Below are 21,902 nucleotides of genomic sequence, written 5' to 3'. Positions count from 1 at the left end.
CCAACGGAGGAAGGTCCCCCTCCGGACAGCCTATTGGTAAGTGTGCTTACTTTCCAATGGCTGCCGGCCGGAGACCTTCCCGGGACCTTCCCTGAACCGGCAGTGGATTCAGTGCCCGCGGGTCAGGACCTGGCCCCTGAAGAACTCGGGGCGGAGCTTGGCCATGACCAGCATGAGCACCACGCCCAGCAGGAGGACGCCCATGCCCAGGATGAAGACCAGCCCCACACCGCCGATCGACGACCCTGATCCGTACGCGGGATCCATGGAGTCGTAGGCGGTCTTGACGAACATGACCAGCAGGATGACGCCGCCCAGGAGTGGCGCGAGGAACTTGAAGAAGAAGGCCCTCGCTCCGCTGAACGCCTCGGCGCGGAAGAACCAGACACAGGCCAACGCGGTGATGCCGTAGTAGAAGCAGATCATCATGCCCAGGGCCGTGATGGTGTCCCACAGTGCGTTTTCCGACGTGGTCCGGGTGATGACATAGAACGCCGCGGCCGCGATGGCAGAGGCGATCGTGGCATAACTCGGCGACTTGTATGTGGGGCTGATCCTGCCGAACTTCTGCGGCAGCGCCCGGTAATGGCCCATGGACAGCAGGGTGCGCGCCGGCGAGACAAATGTGGACTGCAGGGACGCGGCGGAGCTGCTCAGGATAGCCAGGGACATCAGGATGGCGAACGGGCCCATTACCGGTCCCGCCAGAACGGCGAAGATGCTGCCCTGGTTCTCCGGGTTGCCGGTGCCCAGCCCCGTGTCGCCGACGCCGGCGTAGCTCAGCGTGGCCAGGGCAACCGTCATGTAGATGATCACGATGACCAGCACGGTGATCGTGGCGGCACGTCCCGGCGTCTTCTCCGGGTTCTTGGTCTCCTCGTTCATGGTCAGCGTGACGTCCCAGCCCCAGTAGATGAAGATGGACAGCGAAACGCCGGCGGCGAAGGCGGAGAAGGATCCCACGGCGAACGGGTTAAACCAGTCCGGGGAGATGGCCGTGGCGTCAAAGGCGGTTCCGTTGGCGACGTGGCTGAACGCTGAGATCGAGAACCAGGCGAGGACCAGCAACTGAAATCCCACGAGAACGTACTGGACGGTCTTGGTGGTTTCCATGCCGCGGTAGGAGATCCAGCACGCGAGGGCGATAAACACCAGCGTGGTCGCGATATTCAGCGGCAGGTTGGTGGTGAGGTCGGCGAGTTCGGGATTGCCGAAGATCTGCGCCAGCATGAGGTAGAAGAAGTCCACCGCGACGGCGGCCAGGTTCGAGAGCACGATGATGGTGGCGGCGATGAGTCCCCAGCCGCCCATCCAGCCAATCCAGGGGCCGAACGCCCGCGACGCCCAGGTGAAGGAGGTCCCGGCGTCGGGCATGGCGTTGTTCAGCTCCCGGTAGCCGAAGGCCACCAGCAGCATGGGGATAAAGCCCACCAGGAAGATCGCCGGCAGTTGCACGCCGACCTCGGCCACGGTGGGACCCAGGGCGGCCGTGAGGGTGTATGCCGGGGCGATACAGGAAATGCCGATGACGACGGCGCCAATGAGCCCCACCGATCCGGCTTTCAGGCCCTTCTCACTGAGTCCGTGCTGCTGTTCGGTGTGCTGTCCTGTCTGCTGTCCTGTCTGCGACGGCTTGGACATCGCATGGTCTGCGCTCATTGTTGTGCCTCTCGGGGGGTGTCACTCGACGCTGAATGATTGAGGTGCTTGAGTTCATAGTCGCTGGGGACCACGATCATCGGCACCGGCAGGGCGCGCAGAATGCGGCCCGCTGTGCTGCCGAGGAAGATGGACCGGCCCTTGGCAAGCCGGCTGGATCCGATCAACAGGACCTCGCCGTCTTCCCAGTCCAGGCGGTCCACGGCTTCCTCGATGCTGCGCCCGTGGGCGACGACGATTTCCGTCTTCGCCTCTACCTGGGCTTCCGTCTTGGCCTCCCCCGGGACCTCCGCCTTCGCCTCCCCCGGGACTGCCGGCCCGCCGGCAGCCAGTGCGTCGGCAAGGCACTTGGCCGCATACTCCCGGGCCGCGTCGGCTGAATCGGCCGCGTCGCCGTCGAGGGCCAGAAGCGACACCACCCGCAGCGGCACGTCCCGGTTCGACGCCATGCCTAGGGCGAATTCGAGCAGCTTCTCGGCGCCGGCGCGGGTTCCGAGCCCGCAGCTGATCCGGGTCAGGGCCTCCTGGCGGTGATAGCCGTGCGGTGCCAGGGCCACCGGAACGGTCGAGGCGTGGAGGAGTGCACTGGCCACCGACCCGATCGTGAACCGTTTGAAGAGCCCGGTGCTGGTGGCCCCGATGATGAGCATGTCCGCGCCCAGTTCCTCGGCCGCCTCGATCAGTGCGTGCGCGTCGGAATCATGGCTGCGGATGTGGGCCTGCGCCGGGACACTGGATGGAACCAGCGCCAGGGCCTGGTCGAGCCACTCCTGGGCCTGCTCGGTGAGCAGATTTTCGAAGCCCGCCTTCGGCGCGAGGGCGTGCCCGGACTGCTGCACTTCGGGCACCACCAGCACAAGGTCCAGGCTCGCCCCCCGCCCGAGCGCCAGGGAGACGGCCAGATTGACCGCATCATGGCCCCTGGCATTGGCTGAATACCCCACTACGTAACGCATCTGGCCGCTCTCCTAACTGAACTGGACTGCATTCAACTGAATTGTTGGGATTTTCTACGAGGCGACGGACGCACGGTCCGCAGCAGCGACGATCCGGGCCGCCGTGAGCTGCCCCATCCGGACGGCGCCGTCAACATGCTGGTAGCCCTCGGCCGCAAGGTCCGAGCAGGACCAGTAGATCGGCCCGACCGGCGTCAGCTGGTCCTTGCCGTAGCGGTGCAGTCCGCCAAGGTCGTAGCTGGCGGCGTAAGCCCCCCGGGTCCATTCCTCCGAACCCCAGTCGGACTCGTAGTAAACCTCGGGATCCAGGGCCTTTTCGCCGAGGAAGGACGCAATCGACTCGAGGATGGCGCGGCGGCGGTCCTCCGCGCTGAGCTCGAACATGGCGTCGGCCTTCTCATCCGAGACAAAGCCCACCAGCGTGCCGCGCGGGTCCTCGTGGTTGGTGTTGTCGTAGACCTCCTGCACAATGGCGCCGGCGCCGAAGGCCGTTCCGGACAGGCCGTCTTCGCGCCAGAACGGGCTGCTATAGACGGCGTGGACCTTGATGACCAGGCCAAGTGACTGGTGCTGGTGCATCTGGTGCTGGCGGCGGGGCAACGGCGGGTTAAAGGACACCCGGGTGTAGAGGTTCGGCGGCACGGCCATAATGACGAAACGTGCGTTCACCGTGGCCCGGTCGGAGACGGCAGTGACACGGTAGCCTCCGCTCGCGTCATCGGCCCAGTTGATGGTGCGGACCGGGCTGCCGAGGACGACGTCGTCGCCCAGTTCCGCGGCCTGCAGCAGCGAAACCTGCTGCATCCCGCCGACAACCCGCTTGTCCAGGATGAAGTCCTCATCCGTGAGGTTGGTGAAGGACCCCGCCGAGGCAGCCATGAGGACGGCCTGCAGGGCGGAGAAGGCGTGGGCCGGTTTGGTCAGCATGCCGCCGGCGATGAACAGGCCGATGTTGTTGCAGGCTTCCTCATCTGTTGAGTTCTGCCGCAGCCAATGGTGAAAGGAGATGGTGTCCAGCTCGCGGGCCTTGGGGTGGGCCCACGGCTCCTCGGGAGCCATCTCCGCGGCCAGGGAGTCCAGCAGGGCCGTGAGCTTGTCCATTTCGACGGCGGTGGTTTCGCTGACCGGGAAGGTGTCACCGGTGTACAGGGTGCGCCTGCCGTCCGCGCCAATGTAGACGGATTCGCCGTCGCGGTAGCGGGAATAGGTCTGCAGTCCGAGCTCATCCAGGAGCCCCAGGAGCCCGGTCTGGTCCGGCGAAACCCACTGGCCGCCGATCTCGAGCATGGCCCCGTCAACCGTGTCGGTCCAGGTCCGGCCGCCCACGCGGTCCCGCGCCTCGAGCACCGCCACACTGAGTCCGGCCTTTCTCAGCTCGCGGGCGGCGGTCAAGCCCGACGGGCCGGCTCCTACGATGACGACGTCGCGGTCAAGTTCCAGCATGATGTTCCTCCCCGTGGCCGCTAGAGTGATGCGGACCACAAAATGAATGGCGTTCATTTAGAATGATAGACCTTCCACACGCTTCGGGGAAGACCCTCCGCCTAATGAATTTCGCCCGTAAAGTAGGGGCAGAACGGGCTCACCCCGAACCCGCCAGCCAAACTGAGAAGCCAAGCAGAGAAGAAAGGCCCGGAATGACGGCAGCAACCAGCGCCCCCGCCGATCCGCACGGCCCCGCAGCCAGGCCCCGCCGCCGCGCGGGACGGCCCGCCGCGGCAGTGCTGGACCAGAACGGCATCACCGTGGCGGCCCTGCAGCTGATTGGCAAGAGCGGCTACGACGGGTTCACCATGGCTGCCCTGGCGAGGACCCTCAACGTGGCTCCCTCGGCGCTGTACAACCATGTCTCGTCCAAACGGGACGTGCTGGTCCTCGTCCAGGACCACCTGACCTCGTTCGTGGACGTCACCGCCTTCGAGGCCGGGGACTGGGAACAGGCCGTGAGGGATTGGGCCTGGAGCTACCGCGATGTATTTTCCAAGCACACCCCGCTGATTCCCGTCATTGCCGTACTGCCCGTGACCGACGCGCCCAAGACACTGGCCATGTATGAGGCCGTCAGTGCCGGTTTCAGCCGCGCAGGCTTTCCGCAGAAGCGCATTGTCCCGGCCATTGTCGCGATCGAATCGTTCATCTTTGGCTCCGCCTACGACGTCACCGCACCCGCGGACATCTTCGATTCCGGCACCATGGCCGCGTCGACACCGCATTTCACCGCCGCCGTCCAGCGCCTGGCCGAGGAAGGCCATGAGAAACCGGCCGACGTCGCCTTCAAGCTGGGACTCGAGGCACTCCTCGCCGGGCTCGGGGCGCTGCGGGCAGCCTAGCGGTCTTGCCGCGTGGTCCGCTGCTGCGGAGTTTCCCCACTTTTGACGGACCGGCGCCGCCCCACACCGGCGGGTCGGCGCAACACGCCGGGCCAAGCCTTCGAATGTGGGGAAACCGGGAAACCCCGACGCCGGCTGCCCCCGTGCGGGTTAAACAAAAGAACCCCGGTCCAAGACCGGGGTTCTTTCGATTGCGTGCGCGAGGGGGGATTTGAACCCCCACGCCCTTTCGGACACTGGCACCTGAAGCCAGCGCGTCTGCCGTTCCGCCACTCGCGCGCAACTTCTTCCACTCGGATAGGGCCGGTTTCCCGGACCGCCAACCTCGTAAAAGCAGCGAGATCAAGCATAACGGACAATTGCCGGAAAACACCAATCGAGCCCCAGAGCCCCCTGAATGGGGTCGTTTGCCGGCCACGCTTGCCCCGCGGCCGGGCGTCACGCGGGGACCCGCCGCGGCAGTCCCGGCGGCGGTGTCCGCGCACGTCAGGGCGCGGCGGGCACTCATTTTGACGTCGCCCCGGCGGCGTCCGTTGAGGCCATTCCCAGACACGCCCAGTAGTATCTGATGTAGGAGTGTCCGCTGAGCGCGGGCTCGCAAAAGTTGGAAACCGAGTTCCGGAACGAACGCTGCCCCGCAGCCAACAGGAAAGGAGAAGGACCATGGGATTGCTGGACAAAGTCGAGCGCGGCATCGAAAAGGCCGTCCGCGGAGTCTTCTCCACCGGTTCCCGCGCCCAGGTTGAGCCTGTCGAGATCGCGAGCCGCCTCCGCACCGAGGTGGACAACAAGGCCATCACGATCGCCGCGGGACGCACCCTGGCCCCTAACGTTTTTGACGTACTCCTCAGCAGCGAGGACTTCCAGCGCGCCCAGGAATGGGGCACACCGCTCGCGGAGGAACTGTGCGACGTCGTCATCAACCATGTCCGCAGCCAGGGCTACACCCTCCAGGGCCCGGTCCGGATCAGTTTCCGCCGCGATGAGGAGCACCGCGCCGGGAATTTCGACATCACCTCGCGGACCGAGAAAGCCTCCGCCCCTTCCGTCCCGGCGCAGCCGGGTATTCACGGCAACGTACCCGCGGCTCCGACACGCCAGCCGACACAGCTTCAGCCTGTACTGGACATCGACGGCCAGCGCTATTCGCTGAACGCGCCCTCAATCGTCCTCGGACGGTCCTCCGAAGCAGACATCCTTATTGACGACACCGGCGTTTCGCGCCGCCACCTGGAAATCCGGACTGGGCCTGGTACGGCCCAGGCGATCGATCTCGGCTCCACGAACGGCAGCTACGTCAACGGCCAAAAGATCGTGGGCAGTTCGGATCTTGCTGACGGCGCCACGATCATGATGGGACGAACCAAAATCATCTTCCGCCTACTGCCCGCCCACCCAGGCGGCCACGCATGAGCGAATTGACCATCACGGCCCTGCGTTTCGGGTTCCTCATCCTCCTGTGGGTGCTGATCTTCAGCATTGTCTCGGCCATGCGCCGCGACCTGATGATCGGCCGCAAGGCGGCGGCCGGTGCCCCCACGGCACGCCAGGTGCGCAAGAATCCTTCCCTTGCTGAACCGCCGCCCGCCCCCGTCAAACAGCAGGCCCGCCAGCTGATCGTGACCGAGGGACCGTTGAAGGGCACCACCATCGCCCTCGCGGCGAGCCCGATCCTCCTTGGCCGGGCACAGGAAGCCACCCTGGTCCTGGAGGACGACTACGCCTCGGGCCGCCATGCCCGCCTGTTCCCGCAGGGCAGCCGCTGGTTCATCGAGGACCTCGGCTCCACTAATGGCACATATCTGGCAGACCAGCAGCTGACCCGGGCCCTCCCGGTGGAGCTGGGCGTCCCCGTGAGAATCGGCAAGACGGTCATCGAATTGAGGCCGTAGCCGTGGCTGCCCCGGAATTTCCCGCAGACAGGGCCGAAGGCAAGCCAACTGCCCCGAAGCGGCCGCTCATCATGCGCTACGCCGCGCGGTCAGACGTCGGCCGCATACGCGCCAAGAATGACGACTCCGCCTACGTCGGCCGGCACCTCGCCGTCGTTGCCGACGGCATGGGTGGCCATGCCGGCGGCGACGTCGCCTCCGCCGCGACCGTCCTGGACATGATCCACCTGGACCATGACGACTACGACGGCGACGCCGGGACCGTCCTCGCCGACGAAATCCAGACGGCCAACTCCCTGCTGTCCGAACTGGTGCACATGAATCCCAAGCTCGCCGGGATGGGCACCACGGTCACGGCCCTGCTCCTCGCCGAAGGAAAGCTCCACTTCGCCCACATCGGCGACTCCCGGGCCTACCGGCTGCGCGACGGCGAGTTCGAACAGGTCAGTGTCGACCACACCTTTGTCCAGCGGCTCATCGATGAGGGCAGGCTCCGCCCCGAAGAGGCCGAAACGCATCCGCACAAGAACGTCCTCATGCGCGTGCTGGGCGACGTCGATGCCAGCCCGGAGCTTGATCTTGACACACTGGCAGTCCAGGCCGGGGAACGATGGCTGCTCTGCTCGGACGGCCTGAACTATGTGGCCGGCCACGTCGTGGAGCGCACCGTCCGGGAGACGAAGGACCTGGGCGAATGCGCCGAACTGCTGGTTGAACTCACGCTGGAGGCCGGCGCCCCGGACAACGTGACCGTGGTGGTACTCGACATCGCCGAGCCGACACGCGATGACGTCCGGACCGCCGCCGTCGACGTCGTGCCCGCGCCCGCAGCGGCCGCCGGGACGTCAGCGCCCGCCGCCCCGGCCGGACCCCTGGCCGGGCCCCTGGCCGGGAGCACCGTTGGTGCCGCGAAAACCCCCGGCGAGTCCGTAAACGAGTCCGTAAAGAAGGACAACTCCGCCCAGGACACCGGGCCCGCCGCGCTGGCCGCCGCGGCAGGAGCCTCGGGGCCGCCGGCCGAACCGGCCGCAGGGTCCCCGGCCGACGGCACATCGCCGGCCGCCGCCACACAGAAGGCCGCCGAGGGCAAGGAACCCGAGACCACCACCGACCCGCATCTGGGCGAACACCTCTCGGCCGAAGTCCTGCGGGAAGAACTCTCCATGCGCCCGCACGAACTTGTCGGGGCCGCCGCCGCAGCAGCGGAATCAGGGTCCATTCCTTCCATCGCCGGACGCACCGTGGCCCGGCGCGCGGCCACGGTCCTCACGCACAAGTCCGAACAGGACCGCGAGGAGGCAGACGACTTCAGGCCCGCCGGACGGCCGCGCCGGTGGCTTACCGTATCCATTGCCGCCGCGATCGTCGCGCTGCTGGCCGTCGGACTCTGGCTTGGCTACGCCTGGACCCAGACGCGCTACTACATCGGCGAACACGATCAGCATGTGGCCATCTTCAACGGCGTCTCCCAGCGTCTCGGACCTATCCAGCTTTCCACTCTCGAAGCGGTAACCGATATCAAGATGTCCGACCTTCCCGAATTTTCGCAGCAGCGGGTGCGCCAGACTGTGCCCGCCCGCGACCTCTACGACGCGCAGCGGATCGTCAAAAACCTGGAACGCACCGGCACGACCGCCCCGGCCGATGAATGCCTCACCCCGTCCCCCGCAGCGACGGCCGCCGGTGCCACCCCCTCCCCCGGCACCACGGCCAAGCCGGGCTCCACGGCGTCGCCAAGTGCCACAGCCTCCCCTGGAGCGGCCAAGCCGTCGCCATCCGCCACCCCGACTACGAATTGCGAGGGGGCCAAATGACACCCATCGACCCCGTGCCCAGGCCACGACGAAACGTGGAGCTTGTCCTCCTGGTCCTCGCCCTCGCCGTAGGGATTGGTGCCCAGGCACTCGTGGGCGTGGACCGGCAAAAAGCGTTTGACACCGACTTCTGGTTCCAGTCCGGACTCCTGGCGTTGGCCGCCCTCGCCTTCCATGTGGTGCTGCGGCTCCGCGCAAAATATGCCGACCCGGTAATACTTCCGCTCGTGGTCGCCCTTAACGGGCTGGGCCTGGCCATGATCCACCGGCTGGACAGGGTGGGCGAAGACACCGGCAACAACCAGCTGCGCTGGACCCTGGTGGCCATGGCGGTCGCGATCGCGGTCATTTGGTTCCTCAAGGACCACCGGATCCTGCGCCGCTTCACCTATATCTCCCTGGCCATCAGCGCCGTGCTCCTCATCCTGCCGCTGGTTCCCGGCGTCTCCGCCGGAGAGGTCCTGGGTGCCAGCGTCTGGATCAAGATCGGTTCCATGACCTTCCAGCCGGGTGAAATCGCCAAGATCACGCTGGCCATCTTCTTTGCCGGCTATCTGTCGTCGAACCGGGACCTCATCCTGCTGGCGGGCCGCAAGATCGGCCCGGTGCAGTTCCCGCGGTTCAAGGACATGGGCCCCATGATCACCGCCTGGCTCGTGAGCATCGGCGTGCTGGTCTTCCAGCGTGACCTGGGATCCTCGATCCTGTTCTTCGGCCTGTTCCTCGTCATGATCTACGTCGCCACGAGCCGCATCAGCTGGGTGATCATCGGCCTCGTGCTGATTGCCGTCGGCGGCGTCGTCGCTGCCCGCGTGTTCTCGCACGTGGCCCTGCGGATCGACGGCTGGCTCAACGCGTTCACCGATGAGGTCTACGGCCGGCAGTTCGGCGGCAGCCTCCAAATTGTCGAGGGCCTGTTCGGCATGGCCAACGGCGGCCTGGTCGGCACCGGCCTCGGCCAGGGCCGGCCCAACCTCGTCCCCTTCGCCAACAGCGACATGATCATCGCCTCCTTTGGTGAGGAACTGGGCCTGATCGGCGTCTTCGCGATCGTCCTGATGTACCTGCTGCTGTTCACCCGGGGCTTCCGTGCCGCGCTGGGCACCCGTGACGCGTTCGGCAAACTGCTCGCCACCGGGCTCTCCTTCGCGATCGCGCTGCAGTGCTTTGTGGTGATCGGCGGCGTGACGCGCCTGATCCCCCTGACCGGACTTACGACGCCGTTCCTCGCCGCCGGCGGGTCCTCGCTCCTGGCGAACTGGATCATTGTGGGTCTGCTGCTCATGATTTCGCACTCTGCGCGCGGCCCGGTGGATACAACGCCGTTGCCGCCCGGCCAGGAACCCGGTGCGCGCAAGAACTTCCCCGTGCTGCCTGCCAAACCGGCGCCGGATCCCCGTAACAGTCCCGACGCACCCACCGAGGCGGTGAAACAGCTGTGAACCAGGCCATCCGCAATTCATGGATTGCCGCCATCGCGATGTTCGTGCTGATCTTCGGCGCGCTCAGCTATGTGCAGGTGGTTGGCGCCGACGAGCTTAAGGCCAACGCCTGGAACAGGCGCGCCATCCTGCAGAACTACTGCAACGACCGCGGTGCGATCATTGTCGGCGGCACCCCGGTGGCAGAGTCCGTGCCCGCCACGGAAAGCTGCAAATTCCAGCGGACCTACTCCCAGCCCGAGCTCTACGCGGGCGTCACCGGCTACTTCTCCAAGAACTACGGCCTCACCGGACTCGAGAAGTCCATGAACGATGTCCTGGCCGGCAGCTCGGACCAGCAGTTCCTGGACCGGGTGGGCCAGTTGTTCCTCGGCAACCAGCCCAAGGGCGCGTCCGTGGAGCTGACCCTGGACCCCAAGCTCCAGAAGCTGGCGTACGACCTCATCCCGGACGGCATTCGCGGGCACATCGTGGTCACCAACCCGAAGACCGGCGCGGTCCTGGCCATGGTGTCCAAACCGTCCTATGACCCCAACCTGATTGCCACCCAGGACGCTGCCGCCGAACAGGCCAACTACACCGAGCTGAACCAGGTCCCCGGGATCAACCTGAACCAGAACGTCTCTGGACCCACGGGCGAGCTGCTGGCACCGGGATCGGTGTTCAAGCTCATAGACACCTCTGCGGCGCTGAAATCGGGCAAGTACAACAAGGACAGCGACCTGCCCAACCCGGCCGAGATGTCCTTCCCCGGCATCGACTACAAGCTGCCCAACTACGCGGGCGGCAACTGCTACACGCGCACGACGGCGTCGTTCGCGTTTGCCCTGCAGCAGTCCTGCAACACACCGTTCGCCAGCATCGCCCTGGACCTGAAGCAGAAAGCCATCGCGGACGAGGCGGAGAAATTCGGCTTCGGCCAGGACTTCGGCGACCAGCTCAAGCTCGACAGTGCCCCAAGCTTCTTCCCGACCGAACCGCTGGACGACGCCGGGCTGGCGCAGTCCTCGATCGGCCAGCGCGACGTCCGCGCCACGCCGCTGCAGATCAACACCATGACAGCGGCGATCGCCAACGACGGAGTGCAGATGCAGCCGAACCTGATCAAGGCCGTACGCGCCCCCGACCTGCGGACGATCAACGAACCGAAACCCCAGGCCCTGCGCACCGCCACGACTCCGGAGATCGCACGGCAGATCAACGAGTGGATGGTCAGCGTTGTCGACGACGGCATCGCACACCGTGCGGCCGTGCCCGGTGTCCAGGTGGCCGGCAAGACCGGTACCGCGGAACTCGGCAACGGCCTGAACAATTCTTGGTTTACCGGGTTTGCCCCGGCAAATGACCCGCAAGTGGCCGTCACCATCGTCATGGAAGGCGTAGACATCACCACTGGCGCAAACCTAACCAGTCCGAACGCGAAGAAGATTTTTGAGGCGGTGTTGAATAAGTGAGGCCTACTTCGGGAATCACCCTCGGCGGCAGATTCCAGCTGACCACGCGCATTGCGATCGGCGGCATGGGAGAAGTCTGGAAAGCCAAAGACCTGATCCTTGGCCGCATCGTCGCCATCAAGGTGCTCAAGGAGGAATACACGGGCGACCCCGGTTTCCTGCAGCGCTTCCGCGCCGAGGCACGCCATACCGCCCTGCTGAACCACGTGGGCATCGCCAACGTCTTCGATTACGGCGAGGAAGAGGGTTCCGCCTACCTGGTCATGGAACTGGTTCCGGGCCAGCCGCTGAGCAGCATCATCGAGCACGAACAAGTGCTTTCCCCGGACCGCACCCTTTCGATGATCGCCCAGACGGCGCGGGCCCTGGCAGTCGCCCACGCCCAGGGCCTCGTGCACCGCGACATCAAGCCGGGGAACCTGCTCATCACCCCCGACGGCCGCGTCAAGGTCACCGACTTCGGCATCGCGCGCCTGGCCGACCAGGTTCCGCTGACCCAGACCGGCCAGGTGATGGGCACCGCCCAGTACCTGGCGCCCGAACAGGCCACGGGGCAGACTGCCACCGGAGCCTCGGACATCTACTCCCTCGGCGTCATCGGCTACGAGTGCCTCACGGGCCACCGGCCGTTCTCCGGGGAATCCCAGATCGCCATCGCGCTGGCCCAGGTCAACGATGCGCCTCCGCCCCTGCCGGACACACTGCCCAGACCCGTCCGCGCCCTGCTGATGTCCATGCTGGCCAAGGATCCGAAGAACCGCCCGGCCGACGCCATCAAGCTGTCCGAGGCGGCCGAGGCCATCCGCAACGGTGATATCGCCGCCGCACACGCAGCCGTACCGGGCATGCTGCTTTTCGAGGCAGCCACCGGGCCCATCACGGCCCCCGTCGACGTCCCCACAGCGGCCACCAGCGTCATTGGCTCCAGCGCCGCAGAGGACAAGTCGACGTCGGCGACGTCCGCGCTGCCCGTAGTGGGCGCCGCCGGTGCAGGTGCAGCCGCGGGCCTGGCAGCAGGCGCTGCCGCAGCCAGCGGCTACGGCGCCCGCAACGCTCTCAACCGCGCCGATGCCCTGGCGGCCGAGCGAAGCTGGGTGCAGGAAGAGGAGGAAGAAGACTACGACGAGCCGGAGGAGGAGCCGAAGCGCCGCGGACGCAGCCCGTGGACGTGGCCGCTGATTGCGCTGATCCTGCTGGTGGTGTTCGCCCTGGTCGGTGTGGTCCTGAGCCAGGCCGGCAGCCTCTTCCCCTCGCAGGGTCCGGCCACGAGCAGTGCCACGTCCAGCATCGCGAAACCGAGCAGTGCCACGCCGTCGGCGTCCTCGGCTTCCCCGACCGAGACCCCCACCCCCACGCCCAGCTCCGCGACACCCACCGAATCCACCCCGGCCGCGGTCAACCTGATCCCGGACGCCTACCTCGGGCGGCCGTACAACGATGTCCGCAATGAGCTGATCGGCAAGGGGCTGCAAGTCACCGGTGTCGAGGTCGTCAACGACGCGACGCCAGGCACCGTCACCAACATCGATCCCTCCGGTGCGGTCCAGCCCGGCACCACCATCACGGTCAGCTACTCCAAGGGCCCGGAAATGGTCGACGTCCCGTCCATCAAGGCGGGCGCCAGCGAGGCTGAAGTCCAGCAGGCAATCCAGGACGCCGGGCTGCGCTGGGCCAAGGGAGCCGACGTCAGTCCCACAAACAAGAAGGAAGATCCGGGCACTTTCGTGAGCTCGCAGCCTCCTTCCGGGTCCAAAGTGACCGCGGGAAGCGTCGTGACCTACCACCTCGCCAAGGCCACGGCCGCATCCCCTTCACCTTCAGCTACCAAGTCCGGACCCTAAACGATCATGAGCAATACACCCCGCACTCCGTCGCACAGGGAGGAACGCCCGGCGAACACGCAGCGCGTCCTCAGCGGGCGCTATGAGCTGGGTGAGCTGATCGGCCGTGGCGGCATGGCGGATGTTTTCCGCGGCCTCGATACCCGGCTGGGACGTACCGTGGCCGTCAAGCTGCTGCGCCCGGACCTGGCCCGGGATCCGCAGTTCCAGGCCCGCTTCAAGCGCGAGGCCCAGGCTGTCGCGGCACTCAACCACCCCTCGATCGTGGCTGTCTTCGACACCGGGGACCACGCGGTCCCCGGTGACCACGACGACAGCGTCCGGGTGCCCTACATCGTGATGGAGTTCGTTTCCGGCAAGACCATCCGCGACATGGTGCGGGCCAAGGACGTCACCATCGACCAGGCGATCGACTTCACCCTGGGCGTGCTGTCCGCGCTCGATTACAGCCACAAGGCCGGGATCGTGCACCGCGACATCAAGCCCGCCAACGTGATGTTTTGCCCCGATTCAAACAGCGTCAAGGTCATGGACTTCGGAATCGCCCGCGCCATTGCGGATTCGTCCGCCACCATGACACAGACGCAGGCCGTCGTCGGCACGGCGCAGTACCTGTCCCCGGAACAGGCGCGGGGCGAAGCCGTCGACGCGCGCAGCGACCTGTACTCCGCCGGATGCCTTCTCTACGAGATGCTGACCGGCCGGCCGCCCTTCATCGGCGACAGCCCCGTCTCCGTGGCCTACCAGCACGTTCGCGAGATCCCCGAGCCCGCCAGCAGCCTCAATCCCGAAGTCTCCGCCGCGCTGGACAGCGTGTTGATGAAGGCCCTGCAGAAGAACCGCGCCGACCGTTTCCAGGACGCCGCCGCCTTCCGCCGCGCCCTGCGGGCCGCGCGCAGCGGCGTTCCGGTGACGGCGCCGTCCGCCAGCGAGGCCCCCACCGACCCCACCAACGAGGTTCCCCGGCACGACCCCCTGGCGCCCACGGCAGCTTTCTCCCTGACCGGCGCCAAGTTCCTCGACGATTCCCCCGGCGGCCGGCTGCGGCCCGCCGAAGAAATACCCGACGACGAGGAAGTGCTGCAGCCGGCTGGCACCGAACTCTATGGCATTGCGGACACCGGCAGCCTGCCACTGGCACTGCCGGTCGAACGCGAGCACACCCCGCGCCAGAAGACGCGCCGCCGCACCTGGATCGCGACGCTCGTGGTCCTCACACTGCTGGTGCTGGCCGGCGGCGGCCTGTGGCTGTACAACCTCATGAATCAGGCCCCGCCGCAGGCAACCAAGGTACTGGTTCCCACGGTGACGTCCCTGACGGAATCAGAGGCCCTGCAAAGGCTGTACAACGCAGGTTTCAAGCCACAGCTCCAACGGCTGCAGCACGAGAGCATTCCCAAAGGCACCGCGATTGGCACCGTGCCGACGTCGGGGAGTTCCATGGACGCCAACTCGGACATCATCCTCAACATCTCCGAGGGCCCCAGCGCGATCACCATTCCGACGGATCTGCCCGGCCGGACCGAGGCGGCAGCCCGCGATCTTCTCCACCAAACGGGGCTGACTGGCGCCCTCACCACCAAGATGTCCAACAACCCCACGGTTCCGGTCGGCATTGTCATCACCACCAACCCGGCCCCCGGCCAGATTGTGGCCGTGGCGGACGCGGTCGAAATCGTCGTCTCCACCGGCAAGGTGGCTGTGCCGCAGCTGATCGGGCTGCCGCTGGCGGAGGCGGAGGCGAAACTGAAGGAACAGGGCCTGGTGCTCAAGGCCACCGAGGTGGAGAACTCCCAGGTGGCTCCGGGCAAGGTGACAGGCCAGGCCGATGCCGCGGATTCGCTCGTCGAACAGGGCAAGACCATTACCGTGACCGTGGCGAAGGCACCGGCGCCGCCGCCGCCCCCGCCGTCGCCCACACCGACGCCGACCAAGAGCGCGTCCAAAGAGGACGCGGCCCTGGGCGGACTGTTCCCCTAACCCGGTCGGGAAAAACCTAAGGTGCCGGCTACCGCCGCGCCCGCGCTTTCAGTGCCTGCCGGGTCAGTGTTTGATGAGCGGGCTCAGGTCCGCTGCCCGTTCGGCAGCGCCCGCCATGCCCAGTGACTCCAGCCAGTTGCCGAGCATCTGGTAGCCGCCTTCGGTCAGGACGGATTCCGGGTGGAACTGGACGCCGCACAGCGGGGCGGTGCGGTGCTGCAGGCCCATCACCACACCGGTGCCCGTTTCCGCGGTGATCTCCAGGACCTCCGGGATGCTCTCGCGGACAGCGGCCAGCGAATGGTAGCGGGTGGCCGTGAGGGGCGACGGGAGCCCCGCAAAGACGCTGGTTCCATGGTGTTCGACGAGGGAAGTCTTGCCGTGCATCAGTTCGGGAGCGTGCGTCACGGTTCCGCCGTAGGCCTCCGCCAGCGCCTGGTGCCCCAGGCAGACACCCAGCATGGGCTTGTCGTGGCTGCCGCACCACTTGATCAGCTCAATGCAGACGCCGGCCCCGGCTGGATTCCCCGGACCGGGAGAGATAAGGACCCCGTCCCGCGCCTCGGCCATTTCGATCGCCTCGGCGAGCGTGACGTCGTCGTTGCGGACTACGGTGGTCTCCGCACCGAGCTCCTGGAGATAGCCGACCAGGGTGTAGACAAAGCTGTCGTAGTTGTCTACGACCAGGATCTTCGTTGTGCTCATGGGTGCCTTGCCGAACCAATCGTTGAATCTGTTAACTGGGTGAATTGCGCCAGCCAGGGAAAAAGGAACTGAACCATCAATACCAGTGCTCCGGCCGCCAGCACCAGCGCGGTCGCAATCCTGAGCCACAAGGGCCCGGGAAGGCGGCGGAAAAGCCAGCCATACATTCGTCAGCCTTCCCCGGCCGCGCGGGCCGCCCGGGAAATTTCAGCCGGCGGTCCAGCCGAAAGGGACTGCCACCGCTCCAGCAGGGCGTAGGCCACAAAGCGTTCCTCGGAGCCAAACCGCGGGTTGCAGCTCGTCATGGTCAGGTAGCTCTCTGTCGGCGCGGCGCCCGGCCGCATCGGCACCGGCAACAGCACATCGGTCCGCGAGGGGAGGACTGTCTGGCTGTTCCGGAACACGTAGACATAGTAGCCCTCACGGGTCTGGACGTAGATCCGGTCCCCGGGCACCAGGGCGTCGATATGGTCCAGGACGGCGCCGTGGGTCTGCCGGTGCCCTGCCAGGGCGAAGTTTCCCGCAGCCCCTGGCATGGCCGTGCCCTGATAGTGCCCGATGCCCAGAGTGTCCAACACCGCCGGAGTGGTTCCCTGAACGATTGGACGCGTGTATCCGGCGCCGAAACGGGGAACATACAGGATGCCGATGGTCGCGCCCTCGGCCGGTTCGGGCGCGTCGGCGGGATCCGGGGCAACAGCCGACGGCAGAGGCGGCGCTGCGGGAGCGGCTGTTCCAATCCCGCGGGCGAAGTCGTGCACCGCCTCGCGCTGCCGGGCGTCGGAGGCCACATTCGTCCACCACAACTGCCAGGCCACAAAGAGCAAGACAATGACGCCCACGGTCAGGAGCAGCTCGCCCGCGACGTGGATGGTGCGCAGGAGCAGCCCGCGGCGGCTGCGCGCCGTCCGGCCGGATTCCTGCTCCAACTCCAGCACTGCGGGTTCTCCTCCAGGACGGTTGCGCGGGTCCCCGGCGTGGCCGGAACTACAGCTAGAATTGTGCGACACAAGAATTCAAGCTCGACCAAGAGCACGTTGGCCGGCGGGGGCTCGCTTCCTGCAGGATACCAAGCCACGTTGGCCGCTCTTGTTCCAGCCCGCCAAGGAGGATCAGTGCCCGAGTCGAAGCCGCGTAAAAGGACTGCCCGTGTGGCCCCGCAGACTTCTGCCGCGGAGGCCTACAAGCCCAATCCGGTCTGGTTCAAGCCCGTCATGTTTGGCCTGATGATCATTGGCCTGCTGTGGATCATCACGTTCTACATCACAGAGGGCGCCTTCCCGGTTCAGGCTTGGGGCTCGTTGAACATCGTCGCCGGCTTCGGAATCGCGATCATCGGCTTCCTGATGACCACACGCTGGCGTTCCTGACACCAGGCCCGCGCGGCGCAGATCCCTGACGGGCCGGTACACACAGTGTGCCGGCCCGTCGCCGTTAACCCACAGCACTAGTCCCGGCCCAGCGAAGGAATCCAGATGACCCCGGCAGTAAACGGCTCGACCATTGGCGACGACGGACTGGCGCGGCCGGCGTGGGCCGCCGTGGATCCCATGCTGCGCGAGTATTACGACTCCGAATGGGGCATGCCCGTCCGGGACGAACAGGGCCTCTACGAACGCATCAGCCTCGAGGGATTCCAGGCGGGGCTTTCATGGGCGACGATCCTGCGCAAGCGGCCCGCTTTCCGCGCGGCGTTCAAGGAGTTCGACCCGGAACTGGTGGCGCGCTTCACGGACGCCGATGTGGAGCGGCTCATGCTCGATGCCGGGATCGTCCGGAACCGGCTGAAGATCCAGGCAACCATCACCAATGCCCGCGCTACTCTGGCGTTGAGGGACGACGGCGGCCTGGCTGACTTCGTATGGGCGTTCCAGCCGCCCGCCACACCCCGGCCGAACTCCCTGGATGAGGTCCCCACCACCTCGGCCGAGTCCGTCGCGCTCTCCAAGGCGCTGCGCAAGAAGGGCTTCGCCTTCGTGGGGCCCACCACGATGTTCGCGCTCATGGAGGCCATCGGAATGGTGGACACCCATCTGCTGGACAGCCACCGGCGCGGGTCATCGGGCGTCTGGCCACATTGACCCGGCGGCGACCCGGCGAGGTCCCGCCTCATTATCCACAGCTGTGCACAAGTCTGGGGAAACTTATCCACACTGTTCATAAGTTTCCGGGTCTTCATGCGGTTCAGCCGGGTTCCGAGGCCACAGCGGGGCGCAAAGCCACTGTTGAGATCCCCGGACGGTCCTGAATTACACGGCTGTAAGTTATTAACAGTGTGGATTTCCTGTGGACAAGTTCCCCGATCCCGGCAACAGGCCGCGGATGGCACCGCGGTCCCGCCGCACGGCCGGCTCACGGCAGCCTCGGGGCCGCCTCGGGGCAGGCCGGCCGCCCGCCGTTGTGGCCCGTCCCGACCACAGCTGCACCGGGCGAGTTATCCACTTAATAACAGCTCACTACCCACAAGTTATCCACAGCTGGGGATAACAGCCGGCGCATCGGAGCCGCAACCCCCTCTGCCGGGCCATGAGCCGGGTTAAATCCCGCGGATGCTCAGACCATCAAGTTATTAACACTGTGAATAACCCTGTTGAAACACACACCGCGGCCGTCCCACGGCCCGTCGCGACCTGCCGCCGCCGCGCGCGGGCCCTGTGGGGGCGACAGTGCTGGGAGAACGTCGGGGAGACGCGGCGCCGCCTGGAGGTCCTGAGGCACCGGTCCCTGGCGTGCCCGTGGCACCGTTCTGTGGAGTACTCCCTGGAGTGCCAGCGGCGCAGGGCCGGAACAGGGCTGGTGCCGCCCAGCGCCAGGCAACAGGGCCTGGGCGGGCAAAGTTGTCCACTTACTCACAGGGCAACCCACAGAAGTTATCCACAGGTGTGGAGATCGGGTCGGCAGCAACGCCTGCAAGCTGGATAATCGCCAGCCCGGGCGGTCAGAACCGGGTCGTCACAGTGAACTACACGCTTGTAAGTTATTAACAATGTGGATAACCGCTGTGGAAAACTCTCGGATCCGCACCTGTGATTTCAGGTTCGGGGCGCGGCCCGGGTGTACAGGGGGAAAGATCCACAAAGCGGAGGGAACAGCCAAGGAACACCAGCGAGGGAAACACTGGAAAAGAGTGAAGGGGCCGGGCGTTCAATTCCGGCCGGTTACGGCCGATTGCGGCCGGGGACTTCGGCAGGAGCGGGCTAAGCGCCGGCGCCGGCCATCCGCACGACGGACACGGCGATCACCAGGGCCAGGACCACCGCGAGGCCGATGGCCTGCAGCAGGGTCTGCCGCGGGCCGCGGGGGGTGTAGGCAATCACGGCGGCGCTCAGGGCGCCGGTGACGAGGCCGCCAAGATGGGCCTGCCAGGCGATCTGCGGGACCATGAAGCCGATGACGCCGTTGATGGCAATCAGGACCAGGAGCTGGCGGACTTCGCCGCCGCGCTGGCGCTGGACCACCAGCAGGGCGCCAAACAGGCCGAAGATGGCGCCGGAGGCGCCGACGAGGCCCACCGGGCCGTTCACCGGATACACCGGGGTCAGCAGGAGGAAGCCGACGGAGCCTCCGACGGCCGAGAGCAGGTAGATGGCCAGGAAGCGGGCGTGGCCCAGCAGCGGCTCAAGGATCTGGCCGAATATCCACAGCGTGTACATGTTCAGGACGATGTGGAGCAGGAATCCCTGCGAGTGCAGGAACGCCGAGGTGAGCATCCGCCACGGTTCAACGCCGGTCAGGGCGGGAGCGTAGGCCAGTTGCTGGTAAATCCCGTCGTTGGGGACTATCCACTGCAGCGCATAGACAAGGGCACACAGCGCGATGATCACGTAAGTGACCACGGGTTTGCCGGCGGTCACAGCGCCGCCGTAGACGGTCCTGACGGCCGGCGTCGTGCGCTTGGTTTCGTTGACACAGTCAACGCATTGGAATCCGACGGCGGCCGCCCGCTGGCAGTCGGGGCACGCAGGGCGCCCGCACCGCTGGCAACGCACATAGGCGGGCCGGTCCGGGTGCCTGGGGCATACCGGGACCTCTGCGGACGGCTCTGCCGCCGGAATTCCGTAGCTCATGGTGGTGGGTTAGAGCTTTTCGATGTCAATGCTGTTAATGGTGACATCCTCGACGGGGCGGTCGCCCATGCCGGTGCGGACGCCTTCGATCGCGTCGACGACCTTCTTGGATTCGTCGTCGGCGACCTCACCGAAGATGCTGTGCTTGCCCTGCAGCCAGCCGGTGGGGATGGTGGTGATGAAGAACTGCGAGCCGTTGGTGCCGCGGCCCATCTGGACGCCGGCGTTGGCCATGGCCAGCTTGTACGGCTCGTTGAAAGTCAGTTCCGGGTGGATCTCATCGTCGAACTTGTAGCCCGGTCCACCGGTGCCGCGGCCCAGGGGATCGCCGGCCTGGATCATGAAGTCCTTGATGATGCGGTGGAAGATGGTGCCGTTGTAGAGCGGCGTGCCGGTCTTGTCCTCGCCCGTTTCCGGGTGGGTCCAGGCCTTCTCACCGGTGGCCAGCCCGACGAAGTTGTCGACGGTCTTCGGCGCGTGGTTGCCAAAGAGGTTGACGACGATGTCGCCGAGGCTCGTGTGGATAGTGGCTTTTGCGGTTGCGTTGGCAGTCATAGGGCCCATTCTTCCATGACGGCTACGCCCGCATGGGGCCGCACAGTCAGTTCCGCGCTGGGTGAAATCCACTGGAAATCGGCCTGAAGAATAGCCGGTGCGTTCCTAGACACGTAGGCTAACAGCAGAACCGTCACATTAATCGGGAGGTAGTTGTGAAGAAAACGGATCGTATTGCCCGTGACTTGGAGCAGTCAGTCAGCACCGGAGTAGACAGCGCCAAGGATTGGGCGGCCCCGCGGGTTGAGGCTGCCGTGAACTGGGCTGTTCCCCGCCTGCAGCACGGACTGGACACCGCCTCTCCCAAGATCCAGGAGGGCCTCAAGTCGGCGGCCCACAATCTGGCCGGCGGCGTTGCCACTGTCACTCCCCGCCTTCAGGATGGCCTGGCCCAGCTGGCGCCGAGGATCCACGATGCCGCGGACAGCGCGACCCCGCGCCTGCACGAAGCTGTGGACAAGGCAGCCCCGGTCATCGCCAATGCACGCGACCGGGTTGTTGTCGAGTACCTGCCCAGGCTTTCCGACCAGATCGGGCAGGCTTCCGTGGCCGTCCACCGCACGTTGGAAAACGCCCCGGCCCACGTGGACGCCGTCGCACAGAAGCTTGTTGATTCCGGTGTTGTCACCGGCGTCCAGACGCAGGCCCAGGCCGTCAAGGGACACGCCAAAAAGGCAGGCAAGAACGCCAGCAAGAACATCAAGGCGGCCGCCAATGAGGTCACCAAGACGGCTAATGCCAAGCTCGCCAAGCAGCAGAAGCCCAAGCACCGCGGCCTGCTGATCTTCGGCATCATCGCTGCCGCCGTTGCAGCCGGTGTCGCCGCCTGGCGGGCGTCCAGGCCGGTGGAGGACCCCTGGAAGGTACCGACGCCGGTAAAGCCCGCCCCCACGGCCGCCCCGGCCGGCGAATCGCTGAAGGACGCCGCCGACAAGGCCGGTTCCGCGACTGTAGCGGCAGCGGACTCCGCGGCTGAGGCATCCAAGGAGGCTTCCGATTCCGCAGCCACCGCGGCGGACAAAGCCACGGAAACGGCCAAGGACGCCGCCGGCAACGCCGCTGAGGCCGCCGACAAGGTTGCCACCGACGCCAAAACGGCCGTACGCAACATCGCGGCCAGCCTGAACAACGGCGCAGACAAGCCCGGCAAGTAGAACCTGGCCGGCACAGGCCGGCTGAGTCGAGACCCTGCGCCGGGCAGTCCCGC

The 21,902-nt window shown here is 66.3% G+C and carries 18 protein-coding genes and 1 tRNA gene; 11 read left to right on the top strand and 8 right to left on the bottom strand.

The genetic code is table 11. From position 1 onward, the window contains the following. Positions 1-108: 108 nt before the first annotated feature. Genes AC1DFR_RS16010 through AC1DFR_RS16000 form a run of 3 tightly spaced genes read right to left on the bottom strand, consistent with a single transcriptional unit; the run spans position 109 to position 4,058 of the window. Positions 109-1,641 (bottom strand): APC family permease, encoded by a 1,533-nt coding sequence (locus tag AC1DFR_RS16010; protein ID WP_476850727.1) that lies wholly within the window; start codon positions 1,639-1,641, stop codon positions 109-111. Positions 1,642-1,655: 14 nt separating this feature from the next. After that, positions 1,656-2,615, bottom strand: a complete 960-nt coding sequence (locus tag AC1DFR_RS16005; RefSeq protein ID WP_459383496.1) for a universal stress protein — start codon at positions 2,613-2,615, stop codon at positions 1,656-1,658. A gap of 54 nt (positions 2,616-2,669) precedes the next feature. Next, positions 2,670-4,058, bottom strand: coding sequence for a flavin monoamine oxidase family protein (locus tag AC1DFR_RS16000; RefSeq protein ID WP_476873857.1), 1,389 nt, complete (start codon positions 4,056-4,058; stop codon positions 2,670-2,672). Positions 4,059-4,252: 194 nt separating this feature from the next. Between AC1DFR_RS16000 and AC1DFR_RS15995 the strand changes: the two genes are divergently transcribed. Then, on the top strand, positions 4,253-4,945 hold the full coding sequence (locus AC1DFR_RS15995) for a TetR/AcrR family transcriptional regulator (protein WP_476873856.1): 693 nt from the start codon (positions 4,253-4,255) through the stop codon (positions 4,943-4,945). Positions 4,946-5,141: 196 nt separating this feature from the next. Here AC1DFR_RS15995 and AC1DFR_RS15990 read toward each other — a convergent pair. Further along, positions 5,142-5,224: transfer RNA gene (locus tag AC1DFR_RS15990), tRNA-Leu, on the bottom strand. 384 nt (positions 5,225-5,608) lie between these two features. On the opposite strand from AC1DFR_RS15990, the gene AC1DFR_RS15985 reads away from it, so the two are divergent. From AC1DFR_RS15985 to pknB, 7 genes are read left to right on the top strand one after another with little or no spacing between them, the layout of a single operon-like run. Further along, entirely contained in the window at positions 5,609-6,358 is a 750-nt protein-coding gene (locus AC1DFR_RS15985) for an FhaA domain-containing protein (RefSeq protein WP_476870300.1), read from the top strand. Next, the gene (locus AC1DFR_RS15980) at positions 6,355-6,837 is read left to right on the top strand and encodes an FHA domain-containing protein FhaB/FipA (RefSeq protein ID WP_018775647.1); all 483 of its coding nucleotides are present in this window, start codon (positions 6,355-6,357) and stop codon (positions 6,835-6,837) included. Before AC1DFR_RS15985 ends, AC1DFR_RS15980 begins: the two co-directional genes overlap by 4 nt. Before the next feature lie 2 nt (positions 6,838-6,839). Further along, on the top strand, positions 6,840-8,651 hold the full coding sequence (locus tag AC1DFR_RS15975; RefSeq protein ID WP_476873855.1) for a PP2C family protein-serine/threonine phosphatase: 1,812 nt from the start codon (positions 6,840-6,842) through the stop codon (positions 8,649-8,651). Further along, entirely contained in the window at positions 8,648-10,093 is a 1,446-nt protein-coding gene (locus AC1DFR_RS15970; RefSeq protein ID WP_476850716.1) for an FtsW/RodA/SpoVE family cell cycle protein, read from the top strand. The genes AC1DFR_RS15975 and AC1DFR_RS15970 overlap by 4 nt, the downstream gene beginning before the upstream one ends. After that, complete coding sequence (locus tag AC1DFR_RS15965) at positions 10,090-11,547, top strand: peptidoglycan D,D-transpeptidase FtsI family protein (protein ID WP_476850715.1); 1,458 nt, start codon at positions 10,090-10,092, stop codon at positions 11,545-11,547. Before AC1DFR_RS15970 ends, AC1DFR_RS15965 begins: the two co-directional genes overlap by 4 nt. Beyond that, the gene (locus AC1DFR_RS15960) at positions 11,544-13,388 is read left to right on the top strand and encodes a protein kinase domain-containing protein (RefSeq protein ID WP_476850714.1); all 1,845 of its coding nucleotides are present in this window, start codon (positions 11,544-11,546) and stop codon (positions 13,386-13,388) included. Before AC1DFR_RS15965 ends, AC1DFR_RS15960 begins: the two co-directional genes overlap by 4 nt. 6 nt (positions 13,389-13,394) lie before the next feature. Next, the gene (pknB, locus tag AC1DFR_RS15955; protein ID WP_476859649.1) at positions 13,395-15,368 is read left to right on the top strand and encodes a Stk1 family PASTA domain-containing Ser/Thr kinase; all 1,974 of its coding nucleotides are present in this window, start codon (positions 13,395-13,397) and stop codon (positions 15,366-15,368) included. A gap of 63 nt (positions 15,369-15,431) precedes the next feature. Here pknB and AC1DFR_RS15950 read toward each other — a convergent pair whose 3' ends face one another. Together AC1DFR_RS15950 and AC1DFR_RS15945 are read right to left on the bottom strand one after the other, a co-directional pair. Next, on the bottom strand, positions 15,432-16,073 hold the full coding sequence (locus tag AC1DFR_RS15950; protein WP_028278232.1) for an anthranilate synthase component II: 642 nt from the start codon (positions 16,071-16,073) through the stop codon (positions 15,432-15,434). A gap of 170 nt (positions 16,074-16,243) precedes the next feature. Continuing rightward, positions 16,244-17,011 (bottom strand): class E sortase, encoded by a 768-nt coding sequence (locus AC1DFR_RS15945; protein ID WP_476873854.1) that lies wholly within the window; start codon positions 17,009-17,011, stop codon positions 16,244-16,246. A gap of 177 nt (positions 17,012-17,188) precedes the next feature. Here AC1DFR_RS15945 and AC1DFR_RS15940 point away from each other — a divergent pair, with 177 nt between their 5' ends. Then, on the top strand, positions 17,189-17,443 hold the full coding sequence (locus AC1DFR_RS15940; RefSeq protein ID WP_028278234.1) for a cell division protein CrgA: 255 nt from the start codon (positions 17,189-17,191) through the stop codon (positions 17,441-17,443). Between the two features lie 105 nt (positions 17,444-17,548). Continuing rightward, complete coding sequence (locus AC1DFR_RS15935) at positions 17,549-18,154, top strand: DNA-3-methyladenine glycosylase I (protein WP_476870304.1); 606 nt, start codon at positions 17,549-17,551, stop codon at positions 18,152-18,154. Positions 18,155-19,270: 1,116 nt separating this feature from the next. Here AC1DFR_RS15935 and AC1DFR_RS15930 read toward each other — a convergent pair. Further along, positions 19,271-20,140, bottom strand: a complete 870-nt coding sequence (locus AC1DFR_RS15930) for a rhomboid family intramembrane serine protease (protein WP_028278236.1) — start codon at positions 20,138-20,140, stop codon at positions 19,271-19,273. Positions 20,141-20,149: 9 nt separating this feature from the next. Next, positions 20,150-20,695 (bottom strand): peptidylprolyl isomerase, encoded by a 546-nt coding sequence (locus tag AC1DFR_RS15925; RefSeq protein ID WP_026538031.1) that lies wholly within the window; start codon positions 20,693-20,695, stop codon positions 20,150-20,152. Between the two features lie 155 nt (positions 20,696-20,850). Between AC1DFR_RS15925 and AC1DFR_RS15920 the strand changes: the two genes are divergently transcribed. Continuing rightward, the gene (locus AC1DFR_RS15920; RefSeq protein WP_230011606.1) at positions 20,851-21,849 is read left to right on the top strand and encodes a hypothetical protein; all 999 of its coding nucleotides are present in this window, start codon (positions 20,851-20,853) and stop codon (positions 21,847-21,849) included. Positions 21,850-21,902: the final 53 nt, after the last annotated feature.

This window comes from Arthrobacter sp. 05T410, assembly GCF_056396505.1.
This window is presented reverse-complemented; position numbering and strand designations above follow the sequence as displayed.